The organism is Micromonospora echinaurantiaca (genome assembly GCF_900090235.1).
In the GTDB taxonomy this organism is placed as follows: domain Bacteria; phylum Actinomycetota; class Actinomycetes; order Mycobacteriales; family Micromonosporaceae; genus Micromonospora; species Micromonospora echinaurantiaca.
On the sequence record NZ_LT607750.1, the window covers coordinates 5527483 to 5553404 of the forward strand.

The 25922-nt window shown below is 72.0% G+C and carries 26 protein-coding genes and 1 pseudogene; 15 read left to right on the forward strand and 12 right to left on the reverse strand.

Annotation, left to right across the window (positions count from 1 at the left end; translation table 11 throughout):
* Positions 1–55 precede the first annotated feature (55 nt).
* The 3 genes from GA0070609_RS24870 to GA0070609_RS24875 are packed head-to-tail and all read right to left on the reverse strand — an operon-like array spanning position 56 to position 1987.
* Positions 56–1039, reverse strand: a complete 984-nt coding sequence (locus GA0070609_RS24870) for a ketopantoate reductase family protein (protein ID WP_088996025.1) — start codon at positions 1037–1039, stop codon at positions 56–58.
* A 29-nt stretch (positions 1040–1068) separates the two neighbouring features.
* The gene (locus tag GA0070609_RS34945; protein ID WP_269459261.1) at positions 1069–1191 is read right to left on the reverse strand and encodes a hypothetical protein; all 123 of its coding nucleotides are present in this window, start codon (positions 1189–1191) and stop codon (positions 1069–1071) included.
* Between the two features lie 52 nt (positions 1192–1243).
* On the reverse strand, positions 1244–1987 hold the full coding sequence (locus GA0070609_RS24875; RefSeq protein WP_088996026.1) for a M50 family metallopeptidase: 744 nt from the start codon (positions 1985–1987) through the stop codon (positions 1244–1246).
* Between the two features lie 247 nt (positions 1988–2234).
* On the opposite strand from GA0070609_RS24875, the gene GA0070609_RS24880 reads away from it, so the two are divergent.
* On the forward strand, positions 2235–2987 hold the full coding sequence (locus GA0070609_RS24880; protein ID WP_088996027.1) for a GH25 family lysozyme: 753 nt from the start codon (positions 2235–2237) through the stop codon (positions 2985–2987).
* 100 nt (positions 2988–3087) lie between these two features.
* Here GA0070609_RS24880 and GA0070609_RS24885 read toward each other — a convergent pair whose 3' ends face one another.
* A complete protein-coding gene (locus tag GA0070609_RS24885) occupies positions 3088–3315 on the reverse strand; it encodes a hypothetical protein (RefSeq protein ID WP_088996028.1) in 228 nt (75 codons plus the stop codon).
* Between the two features lie 195 nt (positions 3316–3510).
* A complete protein-coding gene (locus GA0070609_RS24890) occupies positions 3511–5418 on the reverse strand; it encodes a serine/threonine-protein kinase (protein WP_088996029.1) in 1908 nt (635 codons plus the stop codon).
* Between the two features lie 91 nt (positions 5419–5509).
* On the opposite strand from GA0070609_RS24890, the gene GA0070609_RS24895 reads away from it, so the two are divergent.
* Positions 5510–5731, forward strand: a complete 222-nt coding sequence (locus GA0070609_RS24895; RefSeq protein ID WP_088996030.1) for an acyl-CoA carboxylase subunit epsilon — start codon at positions 5510–5512, stop codon at positions 5729–5731.
* 146 nt (positions 5732–5877) lie between these two features.
* Positions 5878–6333, forward strand: a complete 456-nt coding sequence (locus tag GA0070609_RS24900; protein ID WP_088996031.1) for a hypothetical protein — start codon at positions 5878–5880, stop codon at positions 6331–6333.
* A gap of 292 nt (positions 6334–6625) precedes the next feature.
* Here the strand turns inward: GA0070609_RS24900 and GA0070609_RS35060 are convergent, their stop codons facing one another.
* A complete protein-coding gene (locus tag GA0070609_RS35060; protein WP_157748294.1) occupies positions 6626–6838 on the reverse strand; it encodes a hypothetical protein in 213 nt (70 codons plus the stop codon).
* A gap of 891 nt (positions 6839–7729) precedes the next feature.
* Between GA0070609_RS35060 and mycP the strand changes: the two genes are divergently transcribed.
* The 5 genes from mycP (at position 7730) to GA0070609_RS24930 (ending at position 11432) form a co-directional block, all read left to right on the forward strand.
* Positions 7730–8884: a type VII secretion-associated serine protease mycosin gene (gene mycP, locus GA0070609_RS24910; RefSeq protein WP_408630678.1), complete on the forward strand. Its 1155-nt coding sequence runs from the start codon at positions 7730–7732 to the stop codon at positions 8882–8884.
* 108 nt (positions 8885–8992) lie between these two features.
* Positions 8993–9331: a hypothetical protein gene (locus GA0070609_RS24915; RefSeq protein WP_088996033.1), complete on the forward strand. Its 339-nt coding sequence runs from the start codon at positions 8993–8995 to the stop codon at positions 9329–9331.
* A 4-nt stretch (positions 9332–9335) separates the two neighbouring features.
* Entirely contained in the window at positions 9336–10004 is a 669-nt protein-coding gene (locus GA0070609_RS24920; RefSeq protein ID WP_088996034.1) for a nucleotidyl transferase AbiEii/AbiGii toxin family protein, read from the forward strand.
* 107 nt (positions 10005–10111) lie between these two features.
* On the forward strand, positions 10112–10768 hold the full coding sequence (locus GA0070609_RS24925) for a Maf family protein (RefSeq protein WP_088996035.1): 657 nt from the start codon (positions 10112–10114) through the stop codon (positions 10766–10768).
* Between the two features lie 10 nt (positions 10769–10778).
* Entirely contained in the window at positions 10779–11432 is a 654-nt protein-coding gene (locus GA0070609_RS24930) for an O-methyltransferase (RefSeq protein WP_088996036.1), read from the forward strand.
* A gap of 119 nt (positions 11433–11551) precedes the next feature.
* On the opposite strand, the gene GA0070609_RS24935 is transcribed toward GA0070609_RS24930, so the two are convergent.
* The 4 genes from GA0070609_RS24935 to GA0070609_RS24950 form a co-directional block, all read right to left on the reverse strand.
* Positions 11552–12928, reverse strand: a complete 1377-nt coding sequence (locus GA0070609_RS24935) for an MFS transporter (protein WP_088996037.1) — start codon at positions 12926–12928, stop codon at positions 11552–11554.
* 60 nt (positions 12929–12988) lie between these two features.
* Complete coding sequence (locus GA0070609_RS24940) at positions 12989–13744, reverse strand: ABC transporter permease (protein WP_088996038.1); 756 nt, start codon at positions 13742–13744, stop codon at positions 12989–12991.
* 21 nt (positions 13745–13765) lie between these two features.
* Positions 13766–14725: an ATP-binding cassette domain-containing protein gene (locus tag GA0070609_RS24945; protein WP_088996039.1), complete on the reverse strand. Its 960-nt coding sequence runs from the start codon at positions 14723–14725 to the stop codon at positions 13766–13768.
* A gap of 126 nt (positions 14726–14851) precedes the next feature.
* Positions 14852–15466 (reverse strand): PadR family transcriptional regulator, encoded by a 615-nt coding sequence (locus GA0070609_RS24950; protein WP_088996040.1) that lies wholly within the window; start codon positions 15464–15466, stop codon positions 14852–14854.
* A gap of 147 nt (positions 15467–15613) precedes the next feature.
* Between GA0070609_RS24950 and GA0070609_RS24955 the strand changes: the two are divergent.
* Positions 15614–17364 (forward strand): annotated as a pseudogene (locus tag GA0070609_RS24955) (acetyl/propionyl/methylcrotonyl-CoA carboxylase subunit alpha).
* Between the two features lie 17 nt (positions 17365–17381).
* Here the strand turns inward: GA0070609_RS24955 and GA0070609_RS24960 are convergent.
* On the reverse strand, positions 17382–18275 hold the full coding sequence (locus GA0070609_RS24960; RefSeq protein WP_088996041.1) for a LysR family transcriptional regulator ArgP: 894 nt from the start codon (positions 18273–18275) through the stop codon (positions 17382–17384).
* Positions 18276–18344: 69 nt separating this feature from the next.
* Here GA0070609_RS24960 and GA0070609_RS24965 point away from each other — a divergent pair, with 69 nt between their 5' ends.
* Positions 18345–18941, forward strand: coding sequence for a LysE/ArgO family amino acid transporter (locus GA0070609_RS24965; RefSeq protein ID WP_088996042.1), 597 nt, complete (start codon positions 18345–18347; stop codon positions 18939–18941).
* Between the two features lie 100 nt (positions 18942–19041).
* A complete protein-coding gene (locus tag GA0070609_RS24970) occupies positions 19042–20481 on the forward strand; it encodes a GuaB1 family IMP dehydrogenase-related protein (RefSeq protein WP_088996043.1) in 1440 nt (479 codons plus the stop codon).
* Between the two features lie 22 nt (positions 20482–20503).
* On the opposite strand, the gene GA0070609_RS24975 is transcribed toward GA0070609_RS24970, so the two are convergent.
* On the reverse strand, positions 20504–21061 hold the full coding sequence (locus tag GA0070609_RS24975; RefSeq protein WP_088996044.1) for a TetR/AcrR family transcriptional regulator: 558 nt from the start codon (positions 21059–21061) through the stop codon (positions 20504–20506).
* 85 nt (positions 21062–21146) lie between these two features.
* On the opposite strand from GA0070609_RS24975, the gene GA0070609_RS24980 reads away from it, so the two are divergent.
* From GA0070609_RS24980 to GA0070609_RS24995, 4 genes are all read left to right on the forward strand, one after another.
* Positions 21147–21593: a DoxX family protein gene (locus GA0070609_RS24980; protein ID WP_088996045.1), complete on the forward strand. Its 447-nt coding sequence runs from the start codon at positions 21147–21149 to the stop codon at positions 21591–21593.
* 24 nt (positions 21594–21617) lie between these two features.
* Positions 21618–22100: a MarR family winged helix-turn-helix transcriptional regulator gene (locus GA0070609_RS24985; protein ID WP_088996046.1), complete on the forward strand. Its 483-nt coding sequence runs from the start codon at positions 21618–21620 to the stop codon at positions 22098–22100.
* Positions 22094–23827: an ABC transporter ATP-binding protein gene (locus GA0070609_RS24990; protein ID WP_088996047.1), complete on the forward strand. Its 1734-nt coding sequence runs from the start codon at positions 22094–22096 to the stop codon at positions 23825–23827. The genes GA0070609_RS24985 and GA0070609_RS24990 overlap by 7 nt, the downstream gene beginning before the upstream one ends.
* A gap of 179 nt (positions 23828–24006) precedes the next feature.
* Positions 24007–25920, forward strand: a complete 1914-nt coding sequence (locus tag GA0070609_RS24995) for an ABC transporter ATP-binding protein (RefSeq protein ID WP_172899548.1) — start codon at positions 24007–24009, stop codon at positions 25918–25920.
* Positions 25921–25922 lie beyond the last annotated feature (2 nt).

Sequence of the window (25922 nt, forward strand, 5' to 3'; positions counted from 1 at the left end):
CTCCCCCGTGGCGGTCGCAGAGGACACGCGCGACCCGGTGCCATCGGTTGCCGGCTCAGCCGATCATCTTCGTGAGCTCGGCGAGCGGGAACCCGCCGGCCGGGATCCGCTCCCGCACCGCGCGGCGGACCGCGACCTGCACTGCCGCGTTGGCCGGCGTCGGTACGCCGTGCAGCCGGCCGAGCAGCACGATCTCGCCGTTGAGGTGGTCGGCCTCGGCCGAGCCGGCGCCGCGGGCGAGGCTCTGCCAGGTGGAGCCGCCGGCCCGTTCCGCACCGCCGACCGGCCGGTGCTGCACCAGGTCACCCCGCTCGGCCACCTCCTCGGCCCGGCTGGTGTGCGCGATGCCGGCGGCGGCGAGCACCGCCTCGGCCTCCGCGCGGACCCGGCCGGCCAGGTCGTCAGGGATGTCCCGGCCGAGCAGCGCCTGCAGGCCGTTGCCGAGGTTGGCCAGCAGCTTGCCGTACTTCCAGCGCATCACGTCGTCGCGGACCGGGGCGACGAAACCGGCGCCGGTCAGGTCGGCGGCGACGGCCCGGTCGACCGCGTCCGAGCCGGTGGGGTAGCGACCCAGGTGGAGCATCCCCGGGTGCGGGTGGCCGTTGGCCACCACCACGCCCGGCTCCAGGTGGGTGGCGGGCAGCCAGACACAGACCGGGTGCACCTCGGCGAAGAGCCGCAGCGCGGCCGGTTCGTTGGCCACCCCGTTCTGCGCGATGAACAGGGGCAGTCGCTCGCCCGCCGTACCGCCGCCGGCCACCGGCGCGTCCGCCCAGGCCGCCAGCGCGCCGACGGTGTCCTGCGACTTGACGGTCAGCACCAGCACGGTGTCCGCGGGCAGCGGGCGGTCACCCGGCCGGTCCACGGCGGGCAGCCGGGCGGTCTGCTCGCGCTCAGGCTGGCGCAGGGTCAGACCTCGCTGCCGGATCGCGTCCAGATGCGCGCCGCGGGCCACCAGGGTGACGTCGTGGCCGGCCTCCGCCAGCCGTACGCCGATGGTGCCGCCGACCGCGCCCGCCCCGATGATCACATACCGCACGGCCCCATTCTGCCTGGTACCAACGGGGCTCAGCCCGGCCCGTCGACCCGGGCACGCGCGCGCTCGTACGCCGCCCGGTTCCGCTCGACCAGCTCGGTCGTCCCGCCTCCTGGCCGACGCTCGTGCCGCTCGTCGCGGCTCGTGCCGGTCACCGGCGCTCGTGCCGGTCACCGGCGTTCGTGCCGGTGACCGGCGACCGTGGGCTCAGAGCGTGAGGCCGGCGTCGGTGAGGATCGGGCCGGCCAGCAGGAGCGCGCCGACGGCCAGGGTGACCAGGTTGACCAGCGCGAAGACGGTCACCCAGAAGAACGCCGGCAGCGGGGTGATCCCGGCCAGTTGGTCGGCGTCGGATTCCGGCATCCGGCCCCGGCCCCGCAGCCGTTGCAGCTCCAGCACCGGCCGGACGCCGCCGAGCAGCAGGAACCACACCCCGGTGTACGCGAACACGGCCTGCACCTCCGGCGAGGCGTACCAGGAGACGGCGAGCACGATCCCGCCGGTGACCAGCAGCGACAGGACGCCGAACACGTTGCGGATCATGACCAGCATGGCGAGCAGCAGCGCCACGGCGACCCAGAGCAGCAGCGTGATCCGGTTGCCGCCGAGCAGCCACGCCCCAGCCAGCCCGACCAGCGGCGGGGCGAGGTAGCCGGCGAGCAGCGTGAGGATCATCCCGGGGCCGGTCGGCCGGCCGGCCGAGAGGGTCAGCCCGGAGGTGTCCGAGTGCAGCCGGATGCCGCGCAACCGGCGGCCGGTGAGCAGGGCGGCCAGCGCGTGGCCCCCCTCGTGCGCGATGGTGACCGCGTTGCGGGCGATCCGCCAGGGCAGCCGAGTGGAGACCACCACCAGGGCGACGGCGGCGGTGAGCAGCACCAGCAGCGGCGGCGGATCCGGCTGCGCCCCGAAGAGGCGGTCCCAGAGTCCGGTCAACCCGTCGATCGACACCATGGGGCGCGAGCCTACCGGCCCCCGCCGTCTCGACCGCCATCCGCTGCTCGTTCCGACGGAGACCGGTTGCCGCTGCTCGAAGGCGACAACACTCGATGTCGCGCCGTCGGCACGCTGCGTCGATGCCGACTCGCCACATCAAGAACAATGTCGAACATCGATGTAGATTTCTTTAGCGCCCCTTGTGATCGAGGGCACTTACCTCCAAAGATAGGCGTCAATTCCATCGGCGTCCTTGGAGGCATCCATGACCCGTACCAGATCATCGCTGCGCAGAATGCTCGCCGCCGGGCTGACCGTCCTCGCCACCGCGGCGGCGGGGCTCGTGGCCACCGCGGGACCCGCGCAGGCCGCCACCGTCCCTGGCATCGACGTGTCCCACTACCAGGGGGCCATCAACTGGACCAGCGTCCGCAACGCCGGCATCCAGTTCGCCTTCATCAAGGCCACCGAGGGCACCAGCTACAAGGACCCGCGGTTCAACACGAACTACGTGGCCGCCTACAACGCCGGCGTCATCCGGGGCGCGTACCACTTCGCCCGGCCCAACATCTCCTCCGGCGCCGTGCAGGCGAACTACCTGGCCTCCAACGGCGGAGCCTGGTCAGCCGACAGCCGCACCCTGCCCGCCGCGCTGGACCTCGAGGCCAACCCGTACTCCGGCGGCTACTGCTACGGCCTGAGCACGACCGGCATGCGCAACTGGGTGCAGGACTTCCTGAACACCTACCGCTCCCGCACCGGCCGGTACGCGGTCATCTACACCACCACCAGCTTCTGGAACACCTGCACCGGCAGTTGGAGCGGCCCGTGGGGCAACCACCCGCTGTGGATCGCTCGGTGGGCGAGTGCGCCCGGCACCCTGCCGCCCGGCGCCCCGTTCTGGAGCTTCTGGCAGTACACCAGCACCGGCAGCGTCTCCGGCATCGCCGGCAACGTGGACCGCAACTACTGGAACGGTGACCGGAGCCGGCTGATCGCACTGGCCAACAACACCTGACCCGCGCCTGATCCGCCCCTGGAGAGGCAGTTGGCGGCAGCGGGATCGGCTGTCACCGTACGGTGGACAACTGGTCCGGCTGCCGCCACGCCGCCCGGGGTCAGGCCCGTCGCCGGCTCATCGCCGGGACCGGGGAGTCCTCGCGGGCGAGGGCGCCGCGCCGCGACAGCCGCCAGCCAGCCACTCCGGCAACGGTGACGGTCACGACGCTGAGCAGCGCGACCAGCACCGGCAGCCCCACGCTGACCAGGACCAGGACGATGTCGCCGAGCGCGACCAGCATCCACAGTGCCACCCGGGGACGGGCGTCCTTGCGTCGGTAGCCCATGTCGTACCTCCTTCCGTCGTGCCGGATGAGATACCCCGGTGGACGGGAGGCCATGCGAACCAATTGGTAGTCCCTAGCCGGGCTGGGAGATCGACTGGCGGTTGAGGTAGCCGAACTGGGCGGCGAAGGCCAGCAGAGCCAGCACCGTGCCGACGCCGATCGCGAACCCGACCGACACCCCCGCGAGTGCCCGAATCAGTCCTTGCGGTCGGGCACGAAGCCCTTCGCGATCAGCTCGAAGTTGGGCAGGTTGGCCGCCCAGTCCTTGTCGGCCACCTCCCAGCGCAGGGCATAGCCACGGTTCTTGGCGGTGACGAAGCCACGGTTACGGACCCGGATCCGGGTGCCGTCGCGGGTCTCCCGCCACTCCCAGTCCGCGCAGGTCTTCCAGAAGTCGCAGCGTTCGATGCTGATGTACTCGTAGTTGTTGACGATCTTCCTGCGGTCTGGCTCGATCCGCTCCCAGTCGGCCTTCGCGTCCGACTTCGGCGTGCTGGTCCACTGGACGAGCAGCTCACGCACCCCGTTGGGCTCGTCGAAGACGACGGTGTCGGTTCCGGCGTTACGGCGCACCCAGCCCTCCGGCAGCGGCAGGGTGAAGCCGGCCGGGTCCTTGTGCAGTTTCCAGCCGGGCGGCAGGACCAGCCCGGAGGCCGAGGCCGACGGCGTCGGGCTGGGTGCGGCGCTGGTCGGCGGGGGCGGGGCCGGCGCGGAGGCCTGCGTCGGGGCCGAGGTCGCCGCGGCACCGGTCGGGTCGGCCTGCGGGTTCTCGTCGTCGCCGCTGCTGAGCAGCGGGACCACCACGACCAGACCGAGCAGGAGCAGCGCGACCGCCACCCCGATCAGCACGTTGCGCCGGGTGTTGTCCGGCTTCGTACCGTCGGACGGCAGCACCGGCGCGCGCCCGGACGGCGGGCTCACCGGCGCGGGCATCACGGAGGTGGGGTTCACCGGCTTACGCGGCTCGGCCTTCGTGCCGCCGGCGGCCGACGCCGGCGGGTCGACCTTCGTCGTGGGACCGGCGTCCACGCTGGACGGCGGCGGTTCCACCTTCGCGGTCGGTGCGACGTCCGACCCGGCCGGCACCTTCGCGGTGGCGTCCTCCGCGGTCGCCCCCGCAGCGGCCGCCGAGGCGGGTGTCTGTGGCGCCCGGGGCGCCGGCGGGCTGACCGGCCGGTGCTCCTCCGCCGGTCGCGGCGCGGGCACCAGCGGCGGGCGCGGTTCGCGCGGACCGTTCGGCCCCGGCCGGCGTACGCCGTCGAGCAGCGGGATGGTCCGCGACCGCTTGCCGCCGGCCCGGCGCAGCAGCCGCTCGGCGACCTCGGCGGTGATCCGGTCGTTCGGGTCCTTGCGCAGCAGGCCGTTGAGCACCGGCTTGAGCGGCCCGGCGTTCTTCGGCGGCGGCAGCGGTTCGGTGGCCAGCGCGGCCAGCGTGGCGATCGCCGACGGCCGGGCGTACGGCGACTTGCCCTCCACCGCCGCGTAGAGGGTGGCGCCCAGCGACCAGAGGTCGGCCTCCGGCCCGGCGGTGCCGTCGCGGGCCCGCTCCGGCGCGATGTACGCGGGCGAGCCGAGCACCATGCCGGTGCGGGTGACGTTCGGGTCGCCGGGGATGGTGGCGAGACCGAAATCGGTCAGCACCACCCGGCCGTCGTTGCCGAGCAGCACGTTGCCCGGCTTGATGTCGCGGTGCATCACGCCGGCCTTGTGCGCCGCCTTCAGCGCACCGAGCACGCCGAGCCCGATCTCCACCGCGCGGGCGGGCGGCACCGGGCCGTCCTCGGCGAGAGTGTCCTGCAAGGACTTCGACGGCACGTACTCCATGACGATCCACGGGTCGCCGTCGGTGCGCAGCACGTCGAAGATGCGGACGACGTTGATGTGGTTGAGCCGGGCGATGGCCCGCGCCTCCCGCAGCGAACGTTCGCGCATCTCACGGCGCTCGTCGTTGGTGAGGCTGGGCGGCGGGACCAGTTCCTTGATCGCCACGTCCCGGTGCAGCACCTCGTCGCGCGCCTTCCACACCCGACCCATGCCACCCTGACCGAGCGGCGATATCAGCCGGTATCGGTCAGCGACGAGTTGGGGAAGCGGGTTCGACATCGCAGAGACGGTACCCGGAGCCCCCGACTGTCACACCGGCGGCACGCCACTGTGCGGCGTAGGTCAACTTCTCGACGCGTACGCTGACGGCATGTCTGCCGAAGAGCCGCTGTTCCGGGTCGTCCGCGGCGTACCGACCGCCGAGGAGCTGGCCGCCCTGGTGGGCGCGATCGCCGTGCGGTCCCGGCCGGCCGCCGCCCCCGCGCCGGCCGCCGTCTCGGCCTGGGCGCGCAGCGCGCGACCGGCCGGCGCGGCCGGCGCGGCCGTCGCCGCCGGCCCCGGCGCGTGGCGCGCCTCCGGCCTGCCCCGCTGACTTTTTCCAGGTACGGATCACCGCAGCTCGGTGGCGGTGATCCGGAGGCCGGATGACGGATGTCCGTGGCCTTGGGGCTGCCGCCGTCGTCGCGCAGCCATTAACCTCACTCAGGGAAACCGAGCCGTAACAGGTAGGGAGGGCCGATGATCCCTGAGGAGGACCGCCCAGCGTCCTGGCTCCGCGGCTACGGCGGCATCGAGGCCGACATCCGCAAGATGCGCGAGTTCGCCGACCGGCTCCAGGCCGAGGTGGAGCGCAACTACGCACCGCACCTGTCGTACATCGCCGAGGACATGACGGCGAAGGTGCCCAACCCGGCGGACGCCTTCATCGAGCTGGTCGACTTCCTGCGCGCCCACCACGAGACCCAGCAGGCCACCGCCGACCTGGTCTGGGGCGTCGGCGGCGTCACCGGGCACCTTGCCGCCGCCGCCGGGACCGTCGCCGAGCAGTACAGCGGTTCCGACGCCTTCTCCTCCGCCCGGGTGGCCGACGTCGAACGGGCGCTCGCTGCGCCCGGCCCGATCGCGCCGACCGCTCCCCCGCCGGTGCTGGGCGACCCCACCGGGCCGGAGAGCGGGCCGGTGGTGCTGCCGTGATCGAACGGGGCAGCGGCCGCACCTCCGGCCTCACCGACTGGCACCTGATGGATGTGGCGAGCATGTGGGCCTGCCTGCAGGACCACGACACCACCAACCACTGGAAGCAGGTCGCCGGCTGGCGCAAGGTCTGCGACCTGGCCCAGACCCACCTGGCCCGGCTCCAGGAGTACCGGCGCGGTCTCGCCGAGGCATGGCCGCCGGAGACCAACGAGGCCGCCCGCGCCTACCTGCGCGAGCTGGACGAGCTGATCGACAAGGTACGCCGCACGCACGACGCCGCCATCGCCAACTACACGGCGCTCTCCGCCGCCACCGAGGCCATCGGCAGCAGCCGGGCGGAGCTGGAGAAGGTGTACGAGGAGTGGGCGGTCAAGCTCCAGCAGAAGCGGGCGTACGAGGCGACGGCCGCCGACCCGAAGGCGGCCATGGGCAGCCGGGTGCCGGACCAGCCGGTGACGGACGCCGACCTGGAACGGCTCAACGTCCAGGCGCGCGGCATCATGTACGGCCTCAGCAGCGAACTCCAACACGCCCAAGTAATGCTCCGCCAGCCCCCGCCAGCACGTCCTCCGATCCAATCCGACAATCCAGATATTTACGGCGGGGCAAGTGCACCGCCGCCGATAATCCCCCCAGTTGTGCCGGTGCCAATCTCGGCCAAGGCCCCCTCGCCGACGCAACCGAAGCTGGTTCAACAGCTGCCTGCACCCTCAACGTCCGGACCTGGACCAGTCCTCGGTGGTGCTAGCGCGGCGCTGGCGCCCACGCCAACCCACCCAGCCCTTCCGAGCCCACCAACCCCCGGCTCGCCCCACCCAACGCCTAGCGTCGGAGTGTCGCTGACGCTTCCGCCAACCCCGAGAAATCGGCTTACCCCACCTGGATTGCCCCGGCCCGGGACCCTACCGAGCGGGGGCCATAACACTGTGCCGCACGCATCCCCGCCGGCCTCGCCTCGCCCAATGCCACCTGGTGGTTTGATCGGAGGCGCGCCTGGCATGGGGCTCGCTCAGCCCGCTGGAAGTAACGGCCAGCCACGGCGTGTCAACCCGATCGGCGGCATCATCGGAGGCGGGGGCGCCGGTACCGCACCTACGGGAGGTGCGGGTTCACGCCCAGGCGGCGGTAGGAGCTTCGGAATACATGGAGTCGCCCCCATGGGGGGCGCGCCGAATCTAGGCGGCATTCCCGGCATGACCGCTGCGGGCAAGCGCGAGGTTCGACCCGAGCACCGGGATCAAGCTGGGGCGGAACCGCGCCACTGGGATCCCGACCGTCCGTGGGAAACGGATCAGGGCGTTAATCCGGTTGTGTTGCCACCCGACGACGATGGGCCGATCGACCCTGGCCCGGCAATCGGTCTCAATCGGTGACTCCGCATACCAGCTCGCGAATAGCCACACTCTTTATTGCATCGGCGATAGCCGTAACGCTTATAACACCAGCCTCAGCCCAATCCACGCAACTTTCACCTCTAGGCGACGGCGCTGACAGGGTTCGCAGAGATCAGTGGCACCTGGGCTATTTGGAGGTAAGTCGGGCACACCGACTGAGCGAAGGCGAGGGAGTGACCGTTGCAGTACCCGACACCGGAGTGGATCCGCATCCCGACCTTCGCAACAATCTGCTACCAGGCACCGACATCATTCCCGGCGGTGGCGGCGACGGCCGCCGCGATCTAGATAGCCATGGGACTGCAATGGCTGGATTGATTGCCGCACATGGACAAGGGGGTTCGGTCGGAGCGCTCGGCATAGCCCCAAGAGCCAAGATACTTCCCATCTTCGACTCCCCACCCAACGGAGAAGGCGAGCCGGACGCTCTGGCGCAGGGAATCGATTACGCAGTCGATCATGGCGCTGGGGTGATTAGCATCTCCTCGGTCGGTTCTAGTAGCGCCCCTCTACGTCAGGCCGTGCAACGCGCCATAGCCTCCGACGTGGTCGTGGTTGCTGGCGTAGGCAACCGTCCCCGAAACCAAGCTGTCGGATACCCCGCGAATCAACCGGGGGTGATAGCAGTTGGAGGCATCGATCGCAACGGCGAGCACGCCAAGTTCTCCGTGGCGGGAGCGGAGCTTGATGTCGTTGCGCCCGCCGTAGACATCTACAGCACCAGCTACGACGGGAAGTACTCGAAGGGTGAAGGCACGTCGGGCGCAACTGCCATCGTGGCAGGGGCGGTTGCTTTGATTCGGTCGCGGTTCCCCGGCCTGCCCGCGTCGGAGGTGGCGCATCGACTCACGGCTACCGCCATCGACAAGGGGCCGCCCGGGCGCGACGACGAGTACGGCCACGGGGTGATCGACCTGGTGGCGGCGTTGACGGCAGACGTACCGCCGCTGGGTTTCGGATCGGCGACGGCGAGCGCGCCGGCTGCCGGAGCCTCGAGCACGACGGCGGCCGGTCAGCCGAGCGACGACGGCAACCCTGGCTCCGTCGTGCGTGGGTGGATAACCCTCGGCGTGCTGGTGGCAGCGGGTGTGGCGTGGGTGCTGATCGCGCGACGGCGTAGGCGGGACGACCCACCGCCCCGGATCAGCCGCTGACGCCCACCTGGTGAAACGGGAAGGCCAGTCCCCCGCACCGAACCGGCGCGGATGTACCGCTGACCACGCTACGACGTTAGCCTGGGAGCCAGCGCTAAGGAGGACGCGGTGACCGGCAGGAACTCAGCTCCACGGGGCTACGCCAAACCGATCGTGGTGCCCGATCGCCTGGATCTGCTTCGTGGCCCAGAGACAGGTGTAGTGCACCTACCCCGACACTTGAAGTGGTCGGGCAGTGCTCACTATGACCTGACGCAGCCCGGCAGGATCGTCGATCTCTACCGAACGGTTCTGAACGAGGCAGCAAACCAGGATGAATTGCATACCTACGTCAACAAACGCATCTTGACTGGGCTCTGGGCATCCATCTGGCTGCCTCCCGCGGTGCGGCACGCTTGGGAAGAACGCTTCCCGGAGTTGCGCCGTCGCCGCCAAACGGCAGCCTGACCTGATGCTGCGCCGACATCAGCGGATCGCCGAGATAGCACTCACGGCATCGGGTCAGTATGGGTTCGCTCTCGCAGGCGGATACGCCGTCAGCGCCCATGGCATGGGTGACCGTTTGAGCGGTGATGTCGACCTCTTCACCGCCTGGCAACTGCGAAACGATTTTCCCGAGGCGGTCGACGCAGTCGTCCAAGCACTCACCGAGCACGGATACCTGGTCAGCACTGTCATCCGCAATGACACCTTCGCCCGGTTGCTCCTTGAGGATCAGAAAGGATCAGAAGAGGAGCCGGACAAGTTGGAGATGTCGGCCGACTGGCGAGCGCACCCTCCCGTGACGCTGGCGGTCGGGCCTGTGCTGCACCCCGACGATGCCGTGGCAAACAAGATGTGCGCTCTCTATGGCCGGGCAGAGGCACGCGATTTCCTCGATGTCGACGTGGCCTTGACCAGTGGTCGATACTCCCGGAAGCGTCTTCTGGAGTTGGCCTCAGCAGCCGACCCCGGCTTTGACCCTGCCGCGTTCGCAGCCGCGTTGGGGTCGCTCGACCAGGTCACCGACGCCGATTTCGACTGTTACGGTCTGCCCACATCTGCTCTGCCAGCGATAAGGGAACGTTTCGCAGACTGGCGCGCAGAGATCCTTGCATCGCTGGAGTTCCCGCAACCCTGACGGTGGGTGGTACTCAGTGATGTCGGGCCAACGCGAGCATCCAGTCGCCTCGCGCGGCTTTCGGCCAGAGTCACCGCCCCGGGGAGGCGGCCGGTAACGTCGGCGACGTGTCAGACGCCGCGCCACTTCGCCTCGTGCTCGCCTCGGCGAGCCCCGCCCGTCGCAAGAGCCTCCAGGCTGCCGGCATCGAGCCGGACGTGCTGGTCAGCGGGGTGGACGAGTCTCTCGTCGTCACCGACCGGGCCGAGGAACTGTGCCTGGAACTGGCCCGCCTGAAGGCCCAGGCGGTGCTCACCCGGCTACGGCCGACCGACGACGAGCGGACGCTGGTGCTCGGCTGCGACTCGGTCCTCGCCTTCGACGGCGAGATTCTCGGCAAGCCGGCCGACTCGGCCGACGCGACTCGGCGCTGGGAGCGGATGCGGGGCCGCAGCGGCGTGCTGCACAGCGGGCACTGCCTGATCGACATCGTGGCCGGCCGGCGGGCCGAGGCGGTCGCCTCCACCACCGTGCACTTCGCTGACATCAGCGACGACGAGATCGCCTCGTACGTGGCCACGGGCGAGCCGCTCGCGGTGGCCGGCGCGTTCACCATCGACGGGCTGGGCGGGCCGTTCGTGGAGCGGATCGAGGGCGACCCGGGCACGGTCGTCGGGCTCAGCCTGCCGCTGCTGCGCCGCCTCCTCGCCGACCTGGACTGCCGGATCACCGATCTGTGGACGAAGGTCGCGCCCGGCAACCAGACGGTCGAACCGCTCGGTTAGCGTCGCCGGCATGACCACCAAGTCGATCCCGCTCACCGAGGAGCTGCACGCCTACCTGGTCGGGCACGGCTCGCCGCCCGACGAGATCATGCGTGACCTGGCCGAGGAGACCCGGGCGGTGCTCCCGCAGCACGCCCAGATGCAGGTGGCGCCGGAGCAGGCGGCCTTCCTGACCTTCCTCACCCGGCTGCTCGGCGTACGGCAGGCGGTCGAGGTCGGTACCTTCACCGGGCTCTCGTCGCTGGCCATCGCCCGCGGGCTGGCCGAGGGCGGGCGGCTGACCTGCTTCGACATCTCGGAGGAGTACACCGGCATCGCCCGGCACTACTGGGACCGGGCGGGGGTGGCCGACCGGATCGAGCTGCGGATCGGGCCGGCCGGTGACCGACTGCACGAACTGCCGCACGAGCGCTACCTCGACTTCGCCTTCATCGACGCCGACAAGACCGGCTACCCGATCTACTGGGCCGAGCTGGTGCCGCGGATGCGCCCGGGTGGCGTCATCGCGGTCGACAACGTGCTGCGCGGCGGCCGGGTGATCGCCCCGCAGAACGCCGACGACCGGGCGATCGCCGCGTTCAACGACGAGGTGCTCGCCGACGTCCGGGTGGACGCCGTGATGCTGCCGGTCGCCGACGGACTGACCCTGGCGCGGGTGCACTGACCACCGCGCCCTGGGCCGCTGATTGATCCACACGGGATACGCGATATCGGGGTGTCCGCGACGCTGGGACACCCCGACATCCCGGAAACGGTGTGGATCAACGCCGACCTCCGTGTGGATCAAGCCGAGACGGCGGTCGCCGGGAGCGGCGGCTGGTCGGCCGGGTGCTGCGCGCGGAGCGCGCGGCCGAGGCGGACGGCGAGCAGCACGGCGGCCGCGATGAAGCCGGGCACCAGCAGGAAGGCCAGGTGCGGGCCCACCCCGTCGGCCACCCAGCCGAGCGCCACCGGCGCGATGCCGAAGCCGACCCCCATCGAGTACGACGCCCAGCCCGCCGCCCGGTCGGCGGCCGGCCCGGCCACCGCCAGCGCGATCGAGATGGCCAGCGGGTAGTGCAGGGCGTTGCCGAGACCGAGCACGACCAGGCCGGCGACCGCGAGCCAGCCGATCGGGGCCACCCAGAACACCGTGAACCCGGTCAGCGACACGGCCAGTGCCGCGAGCAGCAGCGGCACCGGCCGGTACCGGAGCGCGATCCGGCCGCCCAGCAGCCGCCCGAGGAACATCCCGCAGACGATCGCCGCGACCGCTGCCGAGGCGGCGCCGGCGGTCATGCCGGCGTGGGAACGGAGCACGTCGGCGGTCCAGAGCGACAGGCACACCTCGATCGAGCCGGTGACCGCCATCAGCACCCAGGCGATCCAGTACGCCCGCGGCAGCCGCCGGTCCGCCTCGCCGCCAGCGCGGACGCCGGAACCGGCCCGGGCGCCGGAACCGGCCCGGACACCAGAGCCGGCCCGGACACCAGAGCCGGCCCGGACGGCGGAGCCGGCCCGGACGGCGGAATCAGCGCGGACGGCGGACACAGCGCGGGCGCCGACGCCGGCCCGGACGCCGGAACCGGTCCGGACGGAATCAGCGCGGGCGTCGGCGGCTGGTGGGCGTACGCGGAAGGTCAGCGCGGCGAGCGCGACCAGCGCGATGAGGCCGACCTCGACGGCCATCGCCGGTCGCCAGCCCCAGCCGGCGTCGACGCTGGCGCCGATCACCAGCGGGGCCAGGATGCCCATGCCGGCGCAGGCGGCGTTGGCCTCGGTGAGCGCGGCCGGCGCGGCGGGGCCGTGCCGGGCGGTGAGCACGACGTTGACCCCGCTGATCACCATCATCCCGAAGGTGGCGATGAGCGCGACCGCGGTGATCGTGGCCGGCAGGGCGCGGAACGTGCCGAGGGCGGCGACACCGACGGCCACCCCGACCAGGCCGAGCCAGGTGGCCGGCCCTCGGCCGAACCGTCGGGCGAGGGGCGCGAAGAGCGCTCCGCCGGCCAGCGCACCGACCGCGATGCCAGTGCTGTGCAGGCCGGCGACGGCGGCCGAGGTGCCCTGCTCGTCGCGGAGCAGCGGGACGACCGGGCCGAACCCGTAGAGGAAGAACCCCCACAGCCCCAGCTGGGCGTAGGTCAGCCAGGTGATGCGGTCACGGGTGAGGCGGGGCACCGGCCTTACGCTACAAGCGCTCGACCGGTACCCCGCCGGTGGTGAGAGGCAACTCTCGGGTCAACGGACGCTGCGGGCGAACTGCCGGGCGGCCCAGACCACCCCGGCGGCGGCCAGCACCGCGATGATGCTCAGCCCCTGCCAGACCTTGTCGTCGCCGAGGTCGCCGGCGAAGAGGGCGCGGGTGCCGTCGACCGCCCAGGAGAACGGGTTCCAGTCGGCGATGCCCTGCAACCAGCCGGGCGCGAAGGTGAGCGGCAGCAGGATGCCGGAGAGCAGCAGCACCGGCTGGGCCACGGTGTTCATCAGCGGGGCCAGCGCGTCCTCGCTCTTGACCTTGAGCGCCACGCCGTAGGAGACGGCCGAGGTCATCAGCGCGATCAGGGCGAGCATGAGGTACGCCAGCAGCAGGTCGCCGATGAAGACCCGCAGGTCGAACAGGAGGGCGAGCAGGGTGATGATGACCGCCTGCACGATCAGCGACACCACGTCGCGCAGCGAGCGGCCGAGCAGCAGGGCCAGCCGGCTGACCGGGGTGACCCGGGAGCGTTCGATGACCCCGGCGCGCAGCTCGGCGATCAGGCCGAAGCCCTGGAACAGGCCACCGAAGATGGCCAGCAGCACCAGCAGGCCGGGTACGAAGATCTTGTAGGCCTCGGCCTGGCTGGGTGCGTTCAGCGCCGGCTTGAGCAGCGGGGCGAAGAGCAGCAGGTACATCACCGGCTGGAAGACGCCGACGAAGACCCAGACCGGGTTGCGCAGCAGCAGTTGGAGCTGGCGCTGGAAGATCAGCCAGGTGTCACGGGCGAGTTTCATGAGGTCTCTCCGGGTCTCGGGTCAGGACTCGCGCAGCGAGCGGCCGGTCTTGGTGAGGAAGACGTCGTCGAGGCTGGGCCGGTGCAGCTCGATGGAGCTCAGCGCCAGGCCGGCGTTGTCCACCCGGCGCAGGATCTGCGGGATGGCGGTGGCCCCCTCGTCGACGTAGAGCCGCAGCCCGCCCTCGTCGGCGGTCTCCAGCTTGTTGACGTACGGCTCGCTGTCGAGCAGCTGCGCGGCCTGCGGGGTGGCCGCGACGTCCAGCCCGAGCAGCACGACGTCGCCGGAGATCTCACGCTTCAGGTCGGCCGGGGTGCCCTCGGCGACCACCTCGCCGTGATCCATGATCGCGATCCGGTCGCAGAGCGCGTCGGCCTCGTCGAGGTAGTGGGTGGTGATGAAGACGGTCATCCCCTCGGTGCGCAGCCGCCGGATCTCGTCCCACATGTGCGCCCGGCTCTGCGGGTCGAGGCCGGTGGTCGGCTCGTCCAGGAAGACGATCTTCGGCTCGTGGATGATGCCGAGGGCGATCTCGACCCGCCGGCGCTGGCCGCCGGAGTAGGTCTTGCACTTGCGGTCGGCGTACTCGCTGAGCTGGAAGGCGTCCAGGGCGCGGACGGCCCGGCGGTGCGCCTCGGCCTTGCCGATGCCGTACATCCGGGCGTGCAGCACCAACTCCTCGCGGGCGGTGGACTCGTCCCAGGTGCTGCCGCCCTGGGCCACGTAGCCGATCCGGCGGCGCACCTCGGCCGGGTCCTTGCGCAGGTCGGCGCCGGCGATGGTGGCCTCGCCGCCGTCCGGCTCGATCAGCGTGGCCAGCATCCGCAGGGTGGTCGTCTTGCCGGCGCCGTTCGGGCCGAGGAAGCCGAAGATCTCGCCCTCCGCGACCTGCAGGTCGACCCCGCGCACCGCCTCGACGGTCTTCGTCTCCCGACCCGCCCGGGAGCGGAACGACTTCCGCAGCCCTCTGGTCTCGATCATCTCTGCTCCTGGTCGTCCGGGCCGGCGGCGGCCGGCCGGCTGTCCCTTGGGGACGGACGCTGGACGGCGCGCTCCCCCGTGTACCGCGAAAGGCTAACGCGATATAGCTCTTGTGGTCAACGTTGACTATTCGGCTGTCGGCTCGCGGCCCGCGCGCCCGCTCTCCCGCCACCCGTTCCAACCCTCCGCCTCGGCCACCTCATCAGGCAGGTACGACACACCCGAGTCGATCCGCTCGGCGATCTGTTCGCACCAGGTGGCCTCGGCCTCCGATCGAGCCACCCACAGCTCGAACATCCACGCCACGTGCGCCGGCTTGCTGACCCGGATCCAGTCGGACTCCAGCGACGCCCGCGTCGACTCGGCGCTGGCCCGCATCAGGTTCGCCCGGTTGCGCAGCGCCGCCGCCGCCTCCTGCCGCGGCAGCGCGGGAAGGAAGGAGAACGCCGCCAGGAACGGGTCGGGCTGCTGGTGCACGTGCCACCACTGGCCGCGCAGCAGCGTCTCGAACTCGTCCTCACCCTTGGCGGTGACCTCGTAGGTGGTGCGGGCCGGTCGGCCGCCGACCTGCTCGGTGGCCACCTCGCGCAGCAGCCCCTCCTCGGTCAGCTTGCGCAGGGCGTGGTAGATCGATCCCGGTTGCACGTTGGCCCACTTGTCGGCGCTCCAGCTCAGCAGTTCGCGGCGGACGTCGTAGCCGTGCACCGGCTGCATCCAACGGACCAGGCCGAGGATCATCATTCGGGTGGCAGACACCGGTCAAGCGTAATAAACAAGTTTGACTAAAGCCCCTCCGGACAGTGCGGCATCCCACACTGAGCGATCGTTAGGGCCGTCAGAGTGGCCGATACACTCCCGGTCAGTAACCACCCGGGAGGAGCCCCCAAGGTGCGCAAGGTACTCATCGCCAATCGCGGCGAGATCGCCGTACGCGTCATCCGCGCCTGCCGTGACGCCGGCCTGGGCAGCGTCGCGGTCTACGCGGACTCCGACCGGGACGCCCTGCACGCCACGCTGGCCGACGAGGCGTACGCCCTCGGCGGGGACACCGCCGCCGAGAGCTACCTGCGGATCGACAAGCTGCTGGCGGTCGCCGCGCAGGCCGGCGCCGACGCGGTGCACCCCGGCTACGGCTTCCTCTCCGAGAACGCCGACTTCGCCCAGGCCGTCATCGACGCCGGGCTCACCTGGATCGGCCCCACCCCGCAGGCGATCCGCGACCTCGGCGACAAGGTCACCGCCCGGCACATCGCCCAGCGCGCCGGCGCGCCGCTGGTGCCCGGCACCCCGACCCGGTCGGCAGCCCGGACGAGGTGATGGCGTTCGCCGTCGACCACGGCCTGCCGGTCGCCATCAAGGCCGCCTTCGGCGGCGGCGGGCGCGGGCTGAAGGTGGCCCGCACCATGGAGGAGATCCCGCACCTGTTCGAGTCGGCCACCCGCGAGGCGGTCGCCGCGTTCGGCCGGGGCGAGTGCTTCGTCGAGCGCTACCTGGACAAGCCCCGGCACGTCGAGGCGCAGGTGCTGGCCGACCAGCACGGCAACGTGATCGTGGTGGGCACCCGCGACTGCTCGCTGCAGCGCCGGCACCAGAAGCTGGTCGAGGAGGCCCCGGCGCCGTTCCTGACCGACGCGCAGCGGGCCCAGATCCACGACAGCGCCAAGGCGATCTGCCGGGAGGCCGGCTACCACGGCGCCGGCACGGTGGAGTACCTGGTCGGCGCGGACGGCACCATCTCCTTCCTGGAGGTGAACACCCGCCTTCAGGTGGAGCACCCGGTCACCGAGGAGACCGCCGGCATCGACCTGGTCCGCGAGCAGTTCCGGATCGCCGACGGCGAGAAGCTGCGGTTCACCGAGGACCCGACCCCGCGCGGGCACTCCATCGAGTTCCGGATCAACGGCGAGGACCCGGGCCGCAACTTCCTGCCCGCCCCGGGCACGGTCACCGCGCTGCGGCTGCCCACCGGCCCCGGCGTGCGGGTGGACACCGGCATCTCGGCCGGCGACGTGATCGGCGGCAACTTCGACTCGCTGCTGGCCAAGGTGATCATCACGGGCGAGACCCGTACCGAGGCGCTGGAACGGGCCCGCCGGGCGCTGGACGAGATGGTGGTCGAGGGGATGGCCACCGCGCTGCCCTTCCACCGGCTGGTCGTGCGGGACGAGGCGTTCACCGCCGAACCGTTCACCGTGCACACCCGGTGGATCGAGACCGAGTTCGACAACACCGTCCCGGCCTTCACCGCCACCGCCGGCGCCGCCGAGGCGCCGGCCGAGCGGGAGACCGTCGTGGTCGAGGTCGGCGGCAAGCGGCTGGAGGTCACCCTCCCCGCCGGCCTCGGCGGGGGTACGGCCACCGCCGCGCCCGCCGCCCGCAAGCCGGCCCGCCGCGGCGGCGGGACCAAGGCCGGTACGGCGGCCAGCGGCGACTCGCTCACCTCCCCGATGCAGGGCACCATCGTGAAGATCGCGGTGGCCGACGGCGACACGGTGGCCGAGGGCGACCTGGTCGTGGTGCTGGAGGCGATGAAGATGGAGCAGCCGCTGCACGCCCACCAGGCCGGTACGGTCAGCGGCCTGAACGCCGAGGTCGGCGCGGTGATCACCGCCGGCGCCACCATCTGCACCATCGCCTGAAACTCGGGCCGGCGGCGTCAGCGCAGGGTTTCGGCGGCCACCGCGCGGACGGCGGCGGTGAGGGCGTTCAGCACGTCCGACTCCAGCCGCCAGTGCTGCCAGTAGAGCGGGATGTCCAGGTGCCGGCCGGGCGCGAGGTCCACGCAGCGCCCGGTGGCCAGGTCGGCGGCGGCGATCTGCTCGGGCACCAGGCTCCAGCCGAGCCCCAGCCGGATCGCCTCGCTGAAGGCGGGCACCGACGGCACGTAGTGCACCGGCGGCTCCAGCGGCCGGCCGGTCACCGCGCGCAGGAACCGGTGCTGCACCCGGTCCTTGCGGTCGAAGACCACGAGCGGCGCCGTGGTCACCGCCGCCGCGGTGAGCCCGTCGGCGAAGTGGGCCGCGGCGAACTCCGGGGTGGCCAGCGCCTGGTAGCGCATCGCGCCGAGCCGGATCACCCGGCAGCCCTGCACCGCCTCCCGCTGGGCGGTGACCGCCGCGGTCACCGAGCCGTCCCGGAGCAGCTCGGTGGTGTGGTCCTGGTCGTCCTGGCGCAGGTCGAAGAAGAGGCCCGACCGCTGCGGCAGCCGGGCCAGCGCGGCCGGGAACCAGGTGGCGAGCGAGTCCGCGTTGACCACCACGGCGACCCGGGTGCGGCCACCGCCGGTCAGCGGGCCCCGCGCGTCGGCCAACGCCTCCCGCTCCAGCAGCGCGAGCTGGCCGGCGAGCCGCAGCAGCGGCCGGCCCGCCTCGGTCGCCGCGCACGGCCGGGTACGCCGGACCAGCACCTGGCCGACGGCCTCCTCCAGTGCCTTCACCCGCTGGCTGACCGCGGACGGGGTGATGTGCAGCAGCCGGGCCGCCGCCTCGAAGCTGCCCTCGGCGACCACCGCAGCGAGCGTACGCAACTGCGCCGAATCCAGGCCGTTCATAAGTTCAGCTTAAGCCGCCTCAGAACGTTTAGCTGGACTGATGTTCGGCGGCGGCTCTAGCGTCGTGCCGTGCTCACCTCCGCCGTCGCCGGGTTCTCCATGTCCATCGCGCTGATCGTCGCCATCGGCGCCCAGAACGCCTTCGTCCTGCGCCAGGGGCTGCGCCGCGAGCACGTGGTACCCGTGGTCCTCACCTGCGCCGCCTCGGACGCGCTGCTGATCGCGGCGGGCATCGCCGGGGTCGGCACCCTGGTCACCGGTCGGCCCGTCCTGCTCACCGCGATCCGCTGGGGCGGCGCCGCGTTCCTGCTCTGCTACGCCGCCCTGGCCGCCCGCCGGGCCCTGCGTCCGGGCGCGCTGCTGCCCACCGAACGCCCACCGGCCACGCTGCGGGCGACCCTGCTCGCCTGCGCCGCCTTCACCTACCTGAACCCGCACGTCTACCTGGACACCGTGCTGCTGCTCGGCGGGATCGCCCAGCAGCACCCGCACCGCTGGCTGTTCGGGGTCGGCGCCGCGCTGGCCAGCATCGTCTGGTTCACCGCGCTGGGCGTCGGGGCGCACCGGCTCGCCCCGCTGCTCGCCCGTACCGTCGCGTGGCGGCTGCTGGACGGCGTGATCGCCGCCGTGATGGCCGCGCTCGCCGTCGCGCTGCTGCTCGGCTGACCGCCGCCGACCGCACCGCCGGCCCTACCCCGGGGGTGGGCGAGGGTGTTTTCCGTGACCACCGGGGGCGGGCCGACCGGTGGTCACGGATGATTGCCGGGTGCGGTTCCTTCATGGCGCGGTCCCCGCGCACGACCTGACCTACAACGACGTCTTCATGGCGCCGGCCCGCTCCGACCTGGGCTCGCGGCTCGACGTCGACCTGGCCACCGGTGACGGTACCGGCACCACCATCCCGCTGGTGGTGTCGAACATGACAGCGGTGAGCGGACGCCGGATGGCCGAGACGGTGGCCCGGCGCGGCGCCATCGCGGTGATCCCGCAGGACATCCCGATCGAGGTGGTGGCGAACGTCGTCGCCTGGGTCAAGCAGCGCCACCTGGTGCACGACACCGCGATCACGCTCGGCCCGACCGACACCGTGGGCGACGCGATCCACCTGCTGCCGAAGCGGGCACACGGCGCGGTGATCGTGGTCGACCCGGCGGGCCGGCCGCTGGGCGTGGTGACCGAGGCGGACACCGTGGGCGTCGACCGCTTCGCCCAGCTGCGCCACGTGATGTCGACGGAGCTGCACACCGTACCGGCGGACGCCGACCCGCGGACCGGTTTCGACCGGCTCTCGGCCGGCCGGCGCCGGCTCGCCCCGGTGGTGGACGCCGACGGGCGGCTGGTCGGGGTGCTCACCCGGCAGGGCGCGCTGCGCGCCACCCTCTACAAGCCGGCGGTCGACGACCGGGGCCGGCTGCGGATCGCGGCGGCGATCGGCATCAACGGGGACGTCACCGGCAAGGCGGCGGCGCTGCTGGAGGCGGGGGTGGACACGCTGGTCGTGGACACCGCGCACGGGCACCAGGAGCGCATGATCTCCGCGCTGCGGGCGGTCCGCAAGCTGGACCCGGCGGTGCCGGTGGCGGCCGGCAACGTGGTCACCGCCGAGGGCGTACGCGACCTGGTGGAGGCCGGTGCGGACATCATCAAGGTGGGCGTCGGACCGGGTGCGATGTGCACCACCCGGATGATGACCGGGGTGGGCCGGCCGCAGTTCTCCGCCGTGCTGGACTGCGCGGCGGCGGCCCGCGACCTGGGCCGGCACGTCTGGGCCGACGGCGGCGTACGGCACCCGCGGGACGTGGCGCTGGCGCTGGCCGCGGGCGCGTCGAACGTGATGGTCGGCTCCTGGTTCGCCGGCACCTACGAGTCGCCCGGCGACCTCTACACCGAGCCGGACGGCCGGCGCTACAAGGAGAGCTTCGGGATGGCCTCGGCGCGGGCGGTCAGCGCGCGCACCGCCGACGACAGCCCGTACGACCGGGCCCGCAAGGCGGTCTTCGAGGAGGGCATCTCCTCGGCCCGGATGTACCTGGACCCGAACCGGCCCGGCGTGGAGGACCTGATCGACGAGATCATCGCGGGGGTACGCAGCGCCTTCACCTACGCCGGGGCGCGCAACCTCGCCGAGTTCCACGAGCGGGCCGTCGTCGGGGTGCAGAGCACCGCCGGCTACACCGAGGGGATGCCCCTGCCCACCAGTTGGTGAGCGGCCTGACGGTCGGCGGCGGTCACCAGAAGAGGCGGCGGATCACCACCCGCGCCGCCTCCCGGGGATCGCCGCCGACGCGCTCCGGCAGCGCCCCGGAGAGCCAGAGCGTGGCGAAGCCGTGCACGATCGACCAGGCGGCCAGGGCGTCCTGCCCCGGGTCGGCGCCCGGCCGGGCGGGCAGCGCCGCCACCCCCGAGTTGAGCGCTGCGCCGGCCCGCTCCCGCGCCGCCCGCACCTCGGCGTCGTGCACCCGGTAGAGCTCCGGGCGGAACATCACCTCGAAGTGCGCGCGGTGCCCGACCGCGAAGTCGACGTACGCGACGCCGGCCTCCAGCAGGTCGCCGCCGGCCCCGTGCAGCCGGGCGGCCAGCAGGTCGAAGCCCTCGACGGCGAGCGCGGTGAGCAGCCCGGCCTTGTCGCCGAAGTGGTGCGCCGGCGCGGCGTGCGAGACGCCGGCCCGACGGGCCAGGTCGCGCAGGCTGAGCGCGGTGACGCCGGACTCCTCGATCGCCTCCACAGCGGCGGCGAGCAGGGCGCGGCGCAGGTCGCCGTGATGGTAGCCACGTGTGCCGGTCATCCCGGAATCCTAACTTGCCATTGACAAGATGACGCCCGCGAGGGCAATCTTGTCGGCGACAAGATTGGTTTCCTGGGAGGTATCGATGGCTCCGCTGATCGCGCTCGTCGCCGGCACCGCGCTCGCCCGGCTGGCCGGCCTGCTGGGTGTGGGCGCGCTCGACGGCTGGCACCCCGCGCTGCGGGTCGGGCTGGCCCTGATGTTCGTACTGACCGGCTTCGCGCACTTCGCCGAGCCACGGCGGTCGGGGTTGATCGCGATGGTGCCGCCCGGGCTGCCCCGGCCGGACCTGCTGGTCACCCTCACCGGCGTGCTGGAACTGGCCGGCGCGGCGGCGCTGCTGGTGCCGGCCACCGCCGGTTGGGCGGCAGCGGGGCTGGCCGTGCTGATGCTCGCCATGTTCCCGGCCAACGTCTCCGCCGCCCGGCGCGGGCTCACCCTCGCCGGCAAGCCGGTGACCCCGCTCTGGCCGCGCACCGCACTCCAGGTCGTGTTCGTCGGCGCGGCCGCGGCAATTTCGTTTGGGGCCTGACAATCAGGGGGCTAACATACCCTCGTGCATCTGGTCACCCTTCACGACGTACCGATCGGCCGACTCCTGGTGGTCGCCGGCCACGTGGTCAGCCAGCGGTGGAACCGCCTCCTGGCGGAGCAGTTCAACCTCACCCAGGCCGGCATGGTCACGCTGATGACGCTCGACAAGCACGGCGCGCTGCCGCACGGCGAGGTCGCCCAACGCTGCTTCGTCCGGCCGGCCACCCTGACCGGCATCATCGACACCCTCGAGCGCGACGGGCTGGTCGAGCGACAGCGCGACGAGAGCGACCGGCGCAGCATCCGGCTCGCCATCACCGACGCCGGCCGGGCGCGGCTGGGGGCGTTGACCAGCCTGATCCAGTCCAATCCCCCGCTCACCTCGGTCGACGCCGACCCGGCGAAGGCCGCCGTGATCCGCGAGTTCCTGCTCGAGGTCATCGGTAGCGCGGAGGAACCGTCCGGGCCGGGCCGCGCCGGCCTGCCGGGAGGTCCGGCGTGCTGATCCGACTGCTCCGCGACCAGCTGCGCCCGTACCACCGGGCGCTCGCCGCGGTGGTGCTGCTGCAGTTCGTCGGCACCATGGCCTCGCTCTACCTGCCGAGCCTCAACGCCGACATCATCGACCTGGGCGTGGCCCGCGGCGACACCGACTACATCCTGCGTACCGGCGGCTGGATGCTGCTGGTCAGCCTGGCGCAGATCGTCTGCTCGATCGGCGCGGTGCACCTCGGCGCGCGGACCGCGATGGGCTTCGGCCGGGACGTCCGGGCCGCGGTCTTCACGCACGTGAACCGGTTCTCGGCCCGCGAGGTCGCCCGGTTCGGAGCGCCGTCGCTGATCACCCGGAACACCAACGACGTCCAGCAGGTGCAGATGCTTGTGCTGATGAGCTGCACCATGCTGGTGGCCGCACCGATCATGAGCGTCGGCGGCGTGGTGATGGCGCTGCGCGAGGACGTCGGCCTGTCCTGGCTGATGCTGGTCAGCGTGCCGGTGCTCGCCGTCGCGCTCGGGCTGGTGACCCGGCGGATGGTGCCCGGCTTCCGGCTCATGCAGACCCGCATCGACGCGGTGAACCGGGTGCTGCGCGAGCAGATCACCGGCATCCGGGTGGTCCGGGCGTTCGTCCGCGAGCCGTACGAGACGCGCCGCTTCGCCACGGTGAACGCCGACCTGACCGCGACCGCGCTGCAGACCGGCCGGCTGATGGCGCTGGTCTTCCCGGTGGTGATGCTGGTACTCAACGTCTCCAGCGTCGCGGTGCTCTGGTTCGGCGCGCAGCGGGTGGACGCCGGGGCGATCCAGGTGGGCGCGCTGACCGCCTTCCTGCAGTACCTGATGCAGATCCTGATGGCGGTCATGATGGCCACCTTCATGCTGATGATGGTCCCGCGCGCGGCGGTCGGCGCGGAGCGCATCGTCGAGGTGCTGGACACCGACTCGTCGGTGCTGCCCCCGGCGGCGCCGGTCACCGAGGTGCCGACGCGGGGCGAGCTGGAGCTGCGCGGGGTGCGGTTCCAGTACCCGGGCGCGGCCGAGCCGGTGCTGCGGGACGTCTCGTTCCGGGTCACCGCCGGGACCACCACGGCGATCGTCGGCAGCACCGGCGCGGGCAAGACCACCCTGCTGTCGCTGATCCCCCGGCTGGTCGACGTCACGGCCGGCGCGGTGCTGGTCGACGGGGTCGACGTGCGCGAGCTGGCACCGGACGAGCTGTGGCGGCGGATCGGCCTGGTGCCGCAGCGGCCCTACCTGTTCACCGGAACGGTGGCGAGCAACCTGCGCTACGGCAACCCGGACGCCACCGACGCGGAACTGTGGGCGGCGCTGGAGATCGCCCAGGCCCGGGACTTCGTGGCCGCGATGCCGGAAGGGCTGGCGGCACCGATCGCCCAGGGCGGCACCAACGTCTCCGGTGGACAGCGGCAGCGGCTGGCGATCGCCCGCGCGCTGGTCCGCCGGCCGGAGATCTACCTCTTCGACGACTCGTTCTCCGCGCTCGACCTCGGCACCGACGCGCGGCTACGGGCGGCGCTGCGGCCGGTCACCGCCGACGCCGCCGTGGTGATCGTGGCCCAGCGGGTCTCCACGATCGTCGACGCCGATCAGATCATCGTGCTGGAGAACGGGGGCGTGGTCGGGGTGGGCCGACACGGACAGCTGCTGAAGTCCTGCCCGACCTACGCGGAGATCGTCGCCTCCCAGCAGACGGCGGAGGTGCCGGCGTGAGCGAGCGCAACGAGCGAGTCGCCCGGCAGAGCGCGGCCGAACCGCAGGCCGGCGTCGGCACGAGTGAGCAGCAGGGGGCCCGGGCGGCCGTACCCGCGCAGAAGCCGGCGGCCGACGGGCCGACGCCGAAGCGGTTGCCCGGCGGCGGGCAGCGCGGCCCCGGCTGGATGGGCGCCGGGATGCCCGCCGAGCGGTCGATGAACTTCGGGCCGTCCGCGCGGCGGCTGCTCGGCCGGCTCCGGCCGCACCGGCTCCACCTCGGCGCGATCATCGCGCTGGCGGTGGTCAGCGTCGGGCTCAGCGTGATCGGTCCGAAGGTGCTCGGCCACGCCACCGACCTGATCTTCACCGGGGTGATCGGCCGGCAACTGCCGGCGGGCACCACCGCCGAGCAGGCCGTGGCCGCCGCCCGGGCGGCCGGCAACGACAGCTTCGCCGACATGCTCGCCAGGATGGACGTGGTGCCCGGGGTGGGCGTCGACTTCGCCGCGCTGGGCCGGGTGCTGCTGCTCGCGCTCGGGCTCTACCTCGCCGCCAGCCTGCTGATGTGGTGGCAGGGCTGGCTGCTCAGCGGCGTCGTGCAGCGGACCGTGCAGAAGCTGCGCGCCGACGTGGAGGACAAGCTCAACCGGCTGCCGCTGCCCTACTTCGACCGGCAGCCGCGCGGCGAGCTGCTGAGCCGGGTCACCAACGACATCGACAACATCTCGACCAGCCTCCAGCAGACGCTGAGCCAGCTGCTCACCTCGCTGCTCACCGTGGTCGGCGTACTGGCGATGATGTTCTGGATCTCGCCGCTGCTGGCCCTGATCGCCCTCGTCGCGGTGCCGCTCTCGGTGCTGGTCACCCAGCGGATCGCCAAGCGGTCGCAGCGCCAGTTCATCGCCCAGTGGACGCACACCGGCCAGCTGAACGGCCAGATCGAGGAGGCGTTCACCGGCCACGAGCTGGTCAAGGTCTTCGGCCGCCAGCGGGAGGTGGAGGCCGCCTTCGCCGCCAAGAACGAGGAGCTGTTCAAGGCCAGCTTCGGCGCCCAGTTCATCTCCGGGATCATCATGCCGTCGATGATGTTCATCGGGAACCTCAGCTACGTGGCGATCGCCGTGGTCGGCGGCCTGCGGGTGGCCACCGGGGCGATGAGCCTCGGCGACGTGCAGGCGTTCATCCAGTACTCCCGGCAGTTCACCCAGCCGCTGACCCAGGTCGCGTCGATGGCCAACCTGCTCCAGTCCGGGGTGGCCTCGGCCGAGCGGGTGTTCGCGGTGCTCGACGCCGCGGAGCAGAGCCCGGACCCGGCCGAGCCGGCCCGGGTGCGCGAGCCGCGCGGCCGGGTCGAGTTCGAGCACGTGTCGTTCCGGTACGAGCCGGACAAGCCGCTGATCGAGGACCTGTCGCTGGTGGCCGAGCCGGGTCACACGGTGGCCATCGTCGGCCCGACAGGGGCCGGCAAGACCACCCTGGTCAACCTGGTCATGCGCTTCTACGAGCTGGACGCCGGCCGGATCACCCTGGACGGGGTGGACGTCACCACGATGCGCCGCGACGACCTGCGCGGCCGGATCGGGATGGTGCTGCAGGACACCTGGCTCTTCGGCGGCACCATCCGGGACAACATCGCCTACGGGCGTCCGGACGCCACCGACGAGGAGATCCTGGCCGCCGCCCGGGCCACCTTCGTGGACCGGTTCGTCCGCAGCCTGCCGGACGGCTACGACACGGTGATCGACGAGGAGGGCAGCAACGTCAGCGCCGGCGAGAAGCAGCTGATCACCATTGCCCGGGCGTTCCTGGCCGAGCCGTCGCTGCTGATCCTGGACGAGGCGACCAGCTCGGTGGACACCCGTACCGAGGTGCTGCTCCAGCGGGCGATGGCCGCGTTGCGGTCGGACCGGACCAGCTTCGTGATCGCGCACCGGCTCTCCACCATCCGGGACGCTGACCTGATCCTGATGATGGAGGACGGCCGGATCGTCGAGCAGGGCACGCACGAGGAGCTGCTCGCCGCCGGCGGCGCGTACCACCGGCTGTACCAGGCCCAGTTCGCCCGACCGGTAGTCGACGACGAGGTCGACGCCGAGCCGGTGGCGCGGTGACG